Annotated in this window: 9 protein-coding genes; 1 reads left to right on the top strand and 8 read right to left on the bottom strand. The window is 72.7% G+C overall.

Annotated elements, in window-relative coordinates; genetic code table 11:
• Nucleotides 1-2: 2 nt before the first annotated feature.
• The 7 genes from ACGF3I_RS06520 to trxA form a co-directional block, all read right to left on the bottom strand.
• Complete coding sequence (locus tag ACGF3I_RS06520; RefSeq protein ID WP_393129469.1) at nt 3-716, bottom strand: NDP-sugar synthase; 714 nt, start codon at nt 714-716, stop codon at nt 3-5.
• A 31-nt stretch (nt 717-747) separates the two neighbouring features.
• Nucleotides 748-1,749 carry an SDR family NAD(P)-dependent oxidoreductase gene (locus ACGF3I_RS06515; protein WP_393129468.1) on the bottom strand — a complete coding sequence of 334 codons (1,002 nt, stop codon included), beginning with the start codon at nt 1,747-1,749 and terminating at the stop codon, nt 748-750.
• Nucleotides 1,750-1,852: 103 nt separating this feature from the next.
• Nucleotides 1,853-3,244: a hypothetical protein gene (locus ACGF3I_RS06510; RefSeq protein WP_393129467.1), complete on the bottom strand. Its 1,392-nt coding sequence runs from the start codon at nt 3,242-3,244 to the stop codon at nt 1,853-1,855.
• Nucleotides 3,241-4,788, bottom strand: a complete 1,548-nt coding sequence (pelF, locus tag ACGF3I_RS06505; protein WP_393129466.1) for a GT4 family glycosyltransferase PelF — start codon at nt 4,786-4,788, stop codon at nt 3,241-3,243. Before pelF ends, ACGF3I_RS06510 begins: the two co-directional genes overlap by 4 nt.
• A gap of 100 nt (nt 4,789-4,888) precedes the next feature.
• On the bottom strand, nt 4,889-7,000 hold the full coding sequence (locus tag ACGF3I_RS06500) for a hypothetical protein (RefSeq protein ID WP_393129718.1): 2,112 nt from the start codon (nt 6,998-7,000) through the stop codon (nt 4,889-4,891).
• Nucleotides 7,001-7,563: 563 nt separating this feature from the next.
• A complete protein-coding gene (locus ACGF3I_RS06495) occupies nt 7,564-8,094 on the bottom strand; it encodes a hypothetical protein (RefSeq protein WP_393129465.1) in 531 nt (176 codons plus the stop codon).
• A 410-nt stretch (nt 8,095-8,504) separates the two neighbouring features.
• The gene (trxA, locus tag ACGF3I_RS06490) at nt 8,505-8,921 is read right to left on the bottom strand and encodes a thioredoxin (RefSeq protein ID WP_393129464.1); all 417 of its coding nucleotides are present in this window, start codon (nt 8,919-8,921) and stop codon (nt 8,505-8,507) included.
• A gap of 126 nt (nt 8,922-9,047) precedes the next feature.
• Here trxA and ACGF3I_RS06485 point away from each other — a divergent pair, with 126 nt between their 5' ends.
• Entirely contained in the window at nt 9,048-10,487 is a 1,440-nt protein-coding gene (locus tag ACGF3I_RS06485; protein ID WP_393129463.1) for a dihydrolipoyl dehydrogenase family protein, read from the top strand.
• A gap of 187 nt (nt 10,488-10,674) precedes the next feature.
• Here the strand turns inward: ACGF3I_RS06485 and ACGF3I_RS06480 are convergent, their stop codons facing one another.
• Nucleotides 10,675-11,715, bottom strand: a complete 1,041-nt coding sequence (locus ACGF3I_RS06480) for an SDR family NAD(P)-dependent oxidoreductase (RefSeq protein ID WP_393129462.1) — start codon at nt 11,713-11,715, stop codon at nt 10,675-10,677.
• Nucleotides 11,716-11,735 lie beyond the last annotated feature (20 nt).

Raw genomic sequence — 11,735 nt, 5'->3', positions numbered from 1 at the left:
GGTCAGACCCCCTTGAGGAGCAGGGAGCGGTGGGTGGTGAACTCGGCGTTGGCCCGGTCGTAGTCGTCCGGGCGCCCTATGTCCAGCCAGTAGCCGTCGAAGGCGTAGGCGTGCGGCGGGGTCTGGGCCTTGAGGAGGTCGAGGACCAGTTCGTCGAAGCCCAGCGGCAGCCCCGGGGTGTAGTCGGCCAGGGTGCTCAGCGACAGGCCGTACACCCCCATCGAGACCCGGTAGTCCATGCTCGGCTTCTCGGTGAAGGCCACCACCTTGGTGTCGTCGGTGGTCAGCACCCCGAAGTCGATGTGCACCTTGCGGGCGTAGGTGGCGATCGTCAGGGGCGCGCCGCTGGTGCGGTGCCGGGTGAGCACGTCGGCGTAGTCGAGGTCGGTGAGGATGTCGCCGTTCATGACGAGGAACGACTCGGGCAGCCGGTCGCGCATGGTGAGCAGCGGGCCGATGGTGCCCAGCGGGCTTTCCTCGGTGCTGTAGTCGATCTTCAGGCCCCAGCGTTCGCCGTCGCCCACATAGGCCCGGATGATCTGGCCCAGGTGACCGATGGCGATGGTGCAGCTGGTGAACCCGGAGGCCGCGAGCTGGCGCAGCACGATCTCCAGGATCGCGTGCTGGTCGCCGATCGGGACCAGTGGCTTGGGCAGCGCCGTGGTGTACGGCCGCAGCCGGACGCCCTTGCCTCCGGCGAGTATCACTGCGTGCATGGGAGCCTCCCTGAGAGTGGGGACCGCGGAGTCAGATGTTGTAGATGCCGGTCTTGTAGCGCGCGAGGTTGCCCGGGTCGCGGAAGAACTCCGCGGTCCGCTCCAGGCCCGACTCCAGGTCGAAGCCCGGCTGCCAGCCGGTGGCCCCGGTGAGCCGGCTCGCGTCCGCGACCAGACGCATCACCTCGGAGTTCGCCGGTCTGATGCGCTGACCGTCCTCCTGGACGTCGAGTTCGGCGCCCATGACCTTGCCGATGAGCCGCACCAGGTCGCCGACCGATATCTCGGTGCCGGTCCCGGCGTTGAACGTGCGCCCCACCACCTGTTCGGCGGGGGCGGTGCCGACGGCGAGGAAGGCCCGCGCGGTGTCGGCGGCGTACGTGAAGTCACGGGTGGGGCGCAGGTCCCCGAGCGTGATGGTGCGCGAGCCCGCCGCCACCTGACCGATGACGGTGGGGATCACCGCCCGCATCGACTGGCGCGGACCGTAGGTGTTGAACGGCCTGAGCGTCACCACCGGCGTCGCGAAGCTCGCGAAGTAGCTGTCCGCGAGCCGGTCGCCGCCCGCCTTCGAAGCGGCGTACGGGGACTGGGTGTTGATGGGGTGGTCCTCGGTGATCGGCACGGTCTGCGCGGTGCCGTACGTCTCGCTGGTGGAGGTGTGCACCAGCCGGGGCGTGCCGAGCGCGCGCACCGCCTCCAGGACGTTCAGGGTGCCCGTGACGTTGGTGTCCACATAGCTGTGCGGGGCCTGGTAGGAGTACGGGATCGCGATCAGGGCGGCCAGGTGGTAGACGGCCTCGGCCCCTTCGACGAGGCCGCGCACCGAGCCGGGGTCGCGGACGTCGCCGAGGACGATGTCGACCTGGTCGAGGACGTCGGCGGACAGGGTCTCCAGCCAGCCGTAGGAGGAGAACGAGTTGTACTGGGCCATCGCGCGGACGCGGTACCCGGAGGCGACGAGGGCCTCGGTCAGATGCGAGCCGATGAAGCCTTCGGCTCCCGTGACGGCGACAAGCGGTGCGGAGGTCAACTGCCGCTCCTTTCCAGGTGGTTCGGGACTCGTGGTGATCGTTCGGGTGCGGTCGGTGAGGCCCGTGGGCCGGCTGGTGCCGGGTGGGCCGGTGGTGCGCGGATCAGGCGTGCGCGGTCGGCCGCCCCAGCAGGTGCAGCGTGGCGCCCGTCAGGGCCAGGGCGGCGGCGGAACAGCAGAGGAGTTCGATGAGCGGGCCCGGCGGTGGTGCGAGGAGGTCCGCGGCGGCGATCCCCGCCGCGGCCGCCAGACTGACGGCGGCCGGCAGCCAGGCGATGCCGAACGCCTGGAGGAGCAGCGCCGTCCACAGCAGCGCCGCGAGGGCCAGCAGCGGAGCGGGCTCGGCGCCGGTGAGCAGCGCCGCGGGCACGAGCGGGGCCAGGTAGACCAGGAGGCAGCCGCCGAGCACGGCGGCCGAGCGCCACCGGAACGCGGCCGGAGTGGCCGTGGCCCGCAGCGCCGCGACCGACAGGCCCCGGTAGCGGTAGAGCAGCCATTCCGCGGGGCCCATGCTGAGGGTCAGGGCGATGACCGCCAGGGGATGGCGCTGCCCGGCGAAGGCGACCAGCACCCCGGCCGCCAGACCGAACAGACCGTAGGGCAGCGAGGAGACGAGCCGCGGCGTCACGGGGGCCACCGCCGCCGGCAGCTTCAGCGTCCCGCGCAGGACGTACGCGACGGCTCCCACCACCAGGGCCAGGGTGAACACGCTGATCCCGATCCGCAGCGGCGCCCCCGGCTCCTTGAACGGCAGGGCCGCGGCCCCCGCCATCAGCGGGGTGAGCGCGCCGAGCAGCAGTCGTTCACGGGCCAGCACCAGCAGGACCCCGGCCGCCGCGAGATAACAGGACTGGCCCGCGACGAAGTACACCGCGGGGCTCGGGCCCGCGATGGCGAGACCCGCGGTGAACGCGAGCAGCGCGCCGAGCGGGGCGCCCGCGAGCAGGGTGCGCGCCGCCTCGGCCCGGCCCGAGGCCATCCGCAGATAGGCACGGTGACCGAGCCCCTGCCCCCAGGCCCACGAAATCAGACCCGCCACGATCAGGGCCAGCACCGCCCGGTCGCTCTGCCACAGCCGGGCGGTCAGCGGGTAGGCGAGCCCGGGCAGCGCGAACAGGGCGCCGCGCAGCCCGCAGCGCACCGGATCCGGCTTCCAGGGATCGGCCGCGGCGGGCGGCTCGGGGAAGCTGCGCGGCACCCGCCGGTACAGGTCCTCGGCCAGCGCGAACAGGTTGTCGTGGCCGTACTCGTCGGCGATCTGCCGGGCCGTCAAACCCTCCGACTCGAGCACCGCGGCCACCTCGTAGGCGTGCACCGCGGGCCCGATCTGCTCGGCCAGCTGGGCGGCCAGCCGGTCCACCGCCGCGTCCTTGCCCCACCGCGCCGCCCGCCGCCGGCCCGGCAGGCGCAGCGTCATCGTGGACTCGGTGGCGAGCCGCAGCATGAGGGTGTCGTCCCGGCCGTCGGGCGGCTCCAGACGGATGGGCCCGCTCATCCCGCCACCCGGACCGGCTCGTCGGCCGGTGCCCCGGCCGGGACCAGACGCAGCGCCATCGTGTCCCCGGTCCCGTCCGCACGGCGCACGGGGACCGCCCCGCCGCGCACGGACAGTTCGAGGTAGATGGCCCGGAAGGTGTCGACGGTCTGGCGCAGCGTGAACTGCTCGACGACCCGCAGCCGTGCCGCCTCGCCCATGGCCGCGCGCCGCACGGGATCGCCCAGGAGCTCCAGCGCCGCGGCGGCCATCGCGTCCGGATCGCGCGGCGGCACCACGAGACCGGTGTCGCCGACGGCCTCGCGCACCCCGCCCACGTCCGTGGAGACGGTGGCGCGCCCGCAGCTCATCGCCTCGATGAGCGTGAAGGGGAAGCCCTCGCTGATGCTCGACAGCATGACCACGTTGCCCGCGGCGTAGGCGTCCCTGATGTCCTCGACGCGGCCCTCGAAGGTGACCGCGCCGCCCTGGTCGAGCGAGGCGGCCAGCGCCTCGCACCGCTCGCGGTACGCCTCGCCGCCCCGGGGCGTGCCGCCGAACAGACGCAGCGTTGCCCCCGGGAGTTCGCCGCGCACCTTGGCGAAGGCACGGATGAGGGTCTCCAGGTCCTTGATGGGATCGACCCGGCCCGCCCAGCTGAGCGTCGGGGCCGACGGCTCGGGTCCGGCGGGCGGGAACGCCGCCGGGTCGACGCCGTTGTAGACGGTGCGTATCAGCCCGGGATCGGCCCCGCCCTGCTCCTCCCACAGCCGGTTGTACTGGTTGCCCGGCGTGATCAGCGCGGCCCGCCGGTACGTTTCCTCGGCGAGCAGCCGGAAGAACCCGAGCAGCACCGCCTTGACCGGCCAGCGGTAGGGAGCGGTCCGGTAGCCGAGGTAGCGCTCGCGCAGATAGACGCCGTGTTCGGTCAACAGCAGCGGCACGCCGTGGAGTTCGGCGCCCACCAGACCCGGCAGGACGGCCACTCCGCCGCTCACCGCGTGCGAGACGCCCTGGCTCGGCGGCTCGGCCGCGAGCGGGCGCAGCGCGTGTTCGAGGAGCCCGGTCGCGGTGACCGCGTCGTGCAGGGTGGGCCTGGCCTCGCGCACGGCGAGCCCGGGCCGGTTCCACACCTCGGTCAGCACCCGGATGGCCCGGTCACCGCGCAGCGCGGGGCTGAGCTGTCCGTCGCGGGCGGCCCGCGCCATCGTGTAGAGGGCCGGCCCGAATCCGTCCTCGGCGGACGGGTCGAGCAGGGCGGTGAGGAAGCGTTCGTACGCCGTCATCAGGCGCCGTTCCTGTCGGCCGCGCGGGGCCGAACCCCCGGGCGCGGGGCCCCACATGGGGACCGAGACCGCTTCGGACGCGTGCGGCGGGAGGTCCCACACGGTGGCTTCGCGTCCGGTGCCGGTCACCGCGATGATGTCGAAGTCGATGTCGGGCATTCCGGTGACGAGCTGGTCGCACCAGACGCTCACCCCGCCGTGGCTGTGCGGATAGGTGCCCTCGGTGAGCAGGGTGACCCGCGCCGCGCCGGAGCGCGGCGCGCGGTGTGGTACGTGCATGCGTGCGCTCCGCGGCTGAAGAGAGCGGTGGGTGGTGAATACGGCCCGGTGGCCCGCCGCCGCGGCGGCGGCGGACCCTCGGAGCGGAGGCGGACCGGCGTCAGCGCCGCTCGGCGCCGTAGGGAACCGGTTTGCTGACACCGGCGGGGACCGGAGTGCGCGGTGCGCTCGGCGACGTGCCGGGCCCGGCGCTCGCCGCGGCGTGCGCGTGCGGTGCCAGGGCGCGGGCGGGCGCCGGGGCGAGCGAGAGGGTGACACTGCTCTGCCCGGACTGCGGGGACACCCAGCCGGACACGCTCCCGGCGTACGCCTGGCCGAACGCGGTGGTGCCACCGCCGACGACCTGGCCGGTGCCGTTCGGCATCGTCGCGGTGACGGCGACGCCGGCCGGCGCCTGCACGGTCACGCTGTCGCCGATCCGGTACGCGGTGACCTGGCCGGCCTTGACCGCGGCGCTCCAGGCCCCCCGGTCGCGCAGCTCGGCGCCGATGTCCTTCATCCGCAGGTTGACCAGCGGGGCGCTCGGCGCGTACAGCGTCTTGTACTGGTCGAGGACCCCGTCCAGCACGGGGTAGCCGATCCGGTCCTCGGCGAGGTTGGACTGGTGGATGAAGTGCGGCCGGGGGTCGTTGCCGAGCACGTGGCCGAGGGCGACCCGGGTCTCCAGGGGCACGATGTGGCCGGTGTAGCCGGTGGCCGTGTCCAGCGGGGCCGGCAGACAGGTGGTGTTCGGCAGGTCGTCGCAGAGGCCGCTGCCGCCCTGGGCGCGGCTGGTGTAGATCCAGTTGTACTCGTCGACCTGCTCGGCGACGTGGCCCGCGTTGTAGAAGATGTTGATCGGGTAACGGGCGACGGTGAGCGAGGAGCCCACCGGGCGCTGGTCGGGGTCGCGCGACATGTCGGCGCCGAGCCAGGCGATGTGGTTGGCGGCGAGAGCGGGAGCGAGGTAGGGGTTGTCCTGCGGCTGCTGCGGCAGGAGCTTCATCCCCGAGTGCTCACCGGTGATCAATTCGTCGGACTGCACCGGCAGTTGGACGCCCCGCGCCCACTGCTCGTTGTCGGATATCTCCTTGGATATCTCCGTCTGGCTCACGTACTTGGTCGAGCCGTCCGGGTTCGTCGCGCACTTCCACGGCACCACCGAGACGTTCTGCTCGCAGCCGAGGAAGGCGTGGTCGTAGGTGTGGTTGATCCAGCGGAAGTCGCTCTTGCTCGCCACGAGTTGATCGGCCAGCTCGTCCGCGCCGTCGTGGTTCTCGCGGTACTCCACGCTGCCGCCGCCGTTGTAGGCGAGGTCGAGCGTGAAGCCGCGGGACTTCTCCCACGCCACGGCGTTCTGCACGTCCGCCGGGGTCATCCGGATGGAGTCCTCGACCCCCTGTCCGGGCGGGCAGTCCACATCGCCCGGCGTGCAGTTGAGGTTCGGGTCCCAGCGGTCGTCACCGGCGAAGACGTCGTCCACATGGACCGCGAAGTAGTTCCGCGACGCGCCGAGCCGGACGTTCTGGGTCATCCAGTCGACGATGCCGCGGGCGAGCAGCTTGAACTGCTGCTGGTACTGGTTGTAGGCGAAGGTGACGACGAGTTCACGGCGCCCGTCGTGACGGTACTCGCCGACGAGGCTGCCGTTGCCGGTCCTGCCCGGGATGGGCGCCTCGACGTAGGTGGTGAAGTCCGCGCCGGCGGCGGGCTGGGCGAGGAAGGCGTAACTCTCGCTCACCGAGGGCGAGTTGTCCTCGAACGGCACCGAGCCGTTGAGGTAGCCGAACGGGCCCGTGCCGCGGCCCGCGGCGGTGACCTGGGCCTTGAAGCCGTCCGCCGAGCCGCTGTAACCGCTGGTGGCGGCCGGCTGGAGCCCCACCTGCGGACGTGCGTAGGTGTACGCGTCGACCTGCGGGATCGCGTACGTCTTCTCGTACGCGGTGAGCGCGGCCATCTCCGTCGACCCGCTCGGGAAGGGGTTGTCGTTCGGCAGCACCACGGCCTGGAACTTGGCCCGGGGCGCGCCGTTCACGGTGTCGGCGAGGAAGGCCTGGTCGATCACCGGTCGGCCGGATTTGGTGAGGTCGACCCTGGTGTACGGGGTGCCTTCGCCGTCGAGCTCCGCGGTGATGGCGTCGGTGGCGGGGCCGCCGTCCGAGACGACCAGGACCTTGAGGTCGATGCGCGGCGCGGGCGTCGCCGAATACGCCGGCGCCGCCGGTAAGCCCATGGCGAGCAGGACCGTGCCCACGGCCAGGCCGGTGATGTGTCTGCTGCGCTGAGTGTTCCGCTTCACGCGGTGAAGTCCCCTCCCCTGGAGGTCCGTTCGGCTCCCCTGCCTGCCCGGACCCCGCCCACGGCGCAACGGCCGGGCCCCGGTGGGGTGGGCTCGCCGTTCCGCTCTGACGCGTCACATAGTGCGGGTCTTCGAGGAGTTTTCGAGTGGCTACTGTGAAACATGACGAAAAATTGCGGCCCGTGTGATGGGGCGCAGGGCGGTGCACGAAGCGGCGTCATTGATTCCGCACGGCTCGCGGGCGACGCGTGAGCCCCGGAAAACCGGAGTCGTCCGGCGGCGCAACCGCTTTCACCCCGGGGGCGCACGCGGGCGCAAACCATCAATGGTCCAGACAAGTAGGCGTTCCGGGACGTATCCGGTTTTCGGCCATGCGAGCGAAACATCCACTCGATTCCGGGCCGTGAACGACGAGATCCGGACATACGAAACCGGCCGACCCGGGGGGATGGGTCGGCCGGTGTCCGTGGGCCGCGGTGCGGGCGGCCGGTCGGGTGTCAGCGAGTGGCAGCCGGGGCGGGAGCGGCGCAATTGACCCGCATGGTGGGCGAGTTGAAGACGCCGTCCTTGTGGCTCTGGCTGTCGTTGTACTCGTAGTAGACGTACGAGTAGAACGCGATGTTGCCGTTGCAGCCGGAGTTGGCGGCCACCTGCACCGGGATGGTGACGGTGCGGCTCGTGCCCGGCGCGACCGGCACGGAGTAGTTCACCCCGAGCGTGGTGGTGCCGGTCCCGGTGCAGGTCACGCCCTCGCCGGAACACGAGGCGAGCGAGTACTTCAGATCGGGGCGCTGGGTGGTGGCCCAGGTGGGCTGCACCGACTGGTAGACGAACCACACGTCGGTGGTCTGGTTGTTCGTGAACGTCATGCTCAGGTTGACCGTGCCCCCGGGCACCGCCGTCGCCTGGTCGGCGCTGAAGCTCACGTCGGGAGTGTCGGCGCTCGCCGACTGGCTCATGCCGAACAGGGCGAGGGAGGAGGCGAGGGCCGCGGCGAGGCTGAAACGCCTCAGGTGTGTGATTCGCATGAGGACGGAGAGTAGGAGGAAGCACACACAACGTGCACTCGTTCCGCACCATGTGGAGAGCCGCTGGCTCGAACCCGGCAGATGTGAACTGGCCGTGAAATGGCGCCAGTTGGCGTCTTGACCGGACTCCGTGCGCAGCCCGCGAGGCTGCGGCCCGCGGCCCGGGGCGAACGTGTGACCGATAACCGATGCTGCCCCGCGCGACCAGCAATGGCGCATTCCGCCCCGGCCGGACCTCCCTCCGGCGGCATCGGCACCCCGCGTCCGGCACCTCGCGTCCGGTGCCCGCGCCCGGTGCGCCGTGCCCGGGCACCGCGACGGCCCCCCGCCCTGCGGGGCGGGGGGCCGTGTGCGGGGGGAGCGCCGCGGGCTGCTCACGGGATGGAGCCCCGCGGGCTGCTCCCGTCGGGTCAGTCCTGCCGCGGGGGCTCCTGCGCCTGCGGGGCGTCCGGAGCGCTCTGCGCCTTCTGCTGCGCCGCCTCGACCGACCGGCGGACCTCGTCCATGTCCAGACCGCGGGCCTGGCCGATGACGTCCTCCAGGGCCGCCTCGGGCAGGGCGCCCGGCTGCGCGAAGACCGCCACGTTGTCGCGGACGATCATGAGGGTCGGGATGGACCGGATCTCGAAGGCCTGGGCCAGCTCCTGCTGGGCCTCCGTGTCCACCTTCGCGAAGACCAGGTCGCCGTGGCGCTCGGACGCGGCCTCGAACACCGGGGCGAACTGACGGCACGGGCCGCACCAGGAGGCCCAGAAGTCGATCAGCACGAATCCGTTGTCGGACACGACCGAGTCGAAGTTCTCTTTGGTCAGCTCGACAGTGGCCATCACGTACACCTCTTCCCGGCCCCCGGGGGTGGGACCGCCTCGCACAACCGCGCACGCCGTCGCGGTATTCCGTCCTGGGCGGGTGCCCCTGTGGCCACCGAGTACACCGCAGACCAGACTGTGCCTATGACCGAAGCCGAGGAATACGACGTGGTGGTGCTGGGCGCGGGACCGGTGGGCGAGAACGTCGCCGACCGGGTACGGGCGGCCGGCCTGAGCTGTGCGGTGGTGGAGAGCGAACTGGTCGGCGGCGAGTGCTCGTACTGGGCGTGCATGCCGAGCAAGGCGCTGCTGCGCCCGGTGGTGGCCCGGGCCGAGGCCCGCAGGGTGCCGGGCCTTCGCCAGTCGGTGCAGGGCCCGCTCGACACCGAGGCCGTGCTCGCCCACCGCGACGACTACACCTCCCACTGGAAGGACGACGGGCAGGTCGAGTGGCTCGACGGCATCGGCGTCCACCTCTACCGCGGCCACGGGCGCCTGTACGGCACCCGCAAGGTCAGCGTGACCAGCCCCGAGGGCGAGCACCACGTGCTCACCGCCCGCCACGCGGTCGCCGTGTGCACCGGCAGCAGGGCCATGCTCCCGGACCTGCCCGGCCTCGCCGACGTGAACCCCTGGACCAGCCGCGAGGCCACCAGCGCCAAGGAGGTGCCGGGCCGGCTCGTGGTGGTCGGCGGGGGAGTGGTGGCCGTCGAGATGGCCACCGCCTGGCAGGCACTCGGCGCCCGGGTCACGGTCCTGGTGCGCGGCGACGGGCTGCTGCCGAAGATGGAGCCGTTCGCCGGGGAGCTGGTCGCCGACGCGCTGCGCGAGGCGGGCGCCGAGCTGCGTACCGGTACCTCGGTCACCGATGTCGTACGCGACGCGGCGAGCGGCGCCGTGACGGTGTCGGTCCGCGGGCCCGCAGGCGAGGAGCGGATCGAGGCCGACGAGATCCTCTTCGCGACCGGCCGCGCCCCCCGTACGGACGACATCGGTCTGGAGACCATCGGCCTCGACCCCGGCTCCTGGCTGACGGTCGACGACTCCTGCCGGGTCGAGGGCAGCGACTGGCTGTACGCGGTGGGCGACGTGAACCACCGGGCACTCCTCACCCATCAGGGCAAGTACCAGGCCCGGATCTCCGGAGCGGCCATCGCGGCCCGCGCGGCCGGCACCCCGGTGCTTGAGAGCGACCCCTGGGGCGCCCACGCGGCGACCGCCGACCACGCGGCCGTTCCGCAGGTCGTCTTCACCGACCCCGAGGCCGCCTCGGCCGGTCTGACCCTGGCCGAGGCGGAGGCCGCCGGCCACCGGGTGCGGGCCGTCGACTACGACATGAGCGGCGTAGCGGGCGCCGGGCTCTACGCCGACGGGTACACGGGCAAGGCCCGCATGGTCGTCGACGAGGACCGGGGCGTCGTGCTCGGCGTCACCTTCGTCGGCCCCGGTGTCGGCGAGCTGATCCACTCGGCGACGGTCGCCATCGCGGGCGAGGTCCCGCTGGAGCGCCTGTGGCACGCGGTCCCGTCGTACCCCACCATCAGCGAGGTGTGGCTGCGCCTTCTGGAGACGTACCGGGGGTAGGGGCGCGCCGCGGAGCTGAGGGGCGCTGCTGAGGGGCCGCACTGCTGGAGGGCCGGCCGGCTCGGGAACGTACTGGGTCGGGTCGCGCCGGCTGGGTCGGGATGTCCCCGACTGCGCCGGCCCGCCCCGGGCAGGTCGGGCGGTACCCGCTGCGTCGGCCCGCCCTGGCTGCGTCGGCCCGCGTCGGCTACGCCGCGAATGCGTCGACGCCGGTCAGCCCCGCCGAGAGCGTCCAGAGCCGGGCGGCCTGTTCGGGGTCGGTGGCGTGCGGGTGGACGCCGGGGGTCAGCACCGCGGCGTCGAGCCCGCCGTCCGCGGGCCCGTCCCCGGACCCGTCCGCGCCGTCGGCGGGTCCGTCCGCGTGCGGCCCCGCCGGTTCCGCGATGTCGCAGTCCTCGCAGTAGACACCGCCGAGGCCCGCCAGCCGTGGGGAGGTCGCCGCCCACACCTGGGTGGCGGCGCCCTGCTCGGGGGTCTTGAAGGCGGGCGACCAATTGCCCTCGGCGTCGACCCAGCCCTGCGCGATCCGCTCCTCGGCGGAGACGTGGCGCACCAGGGCGGTGTTGATCTCGCCGGGGTGCAGCGAGAACGCGCGGACACCGGCGCCCCGGCCCAGCCGGTCCAGGTGCACGGCGAACAGGACGTTGGCGGTCTTGGCCTGTCCGTAGGCGAGCCACTTGTCGTAACCGAGGCGGAAGTGCGGGTCGTCCCAGCGGATGGCGCTGAGCTGATGGCCCCGCGAGGAGACCGCCACCACCCGCGCCCCGCCGTCGGCGAGGGCCGGCCACAGCCGGTTGACCAGGGCGAAGTGGCCCAGGTGGTTGGTGGCGAACTGGGCCTCCCAGCCGGGCCCCACCCGGGTCTCCGGGCAGGCCATGACTCCCGCGCTGTTGATCAAAGCATCGATGCTGCGGCCGGAGGCGAGGAATCGGTCGGCGAAGGCGCGCACGCTGTCGAGGTCGGCGAGGTCGAGCGCCGCGACCTCGACACCGGGAATGTCCGCCACGGCGGCCCGCGCGATGTCGGTGCGGCGAGCGGGGACGACGACCGTGGCGCCCGCTGCGGCCAGCGCGCGGGTCGTTTCGAGCCCGATGCCCGAGTAGCCGCCGGTGACGACCGCGAGCCGGTTGCGGAGGTCGGTCCCGGCGAGTACGTCGGCTGCGGTGCTCCGGGCGCCGAATCCCGATGCGATGCCGCGCTGAGGGGTGTGCTGTTCGGACGTGGTCATGGCGTCGACGCTACGAGTTG

This window comes from Streptomyces sp. NPDC048111, assembly GCF_043202815.1.
In the GTDB taxonomy this organism is placed as follows: Bacteria; Actinomycetota; Actinomycetes; order Streptomycetales; family Streptomycetaceae; genus Streptomyces.
Note: the sequence above shows the minus strand (reverse complement) of the source record. Positions and strands in the feature narration are given on the sequence as shown.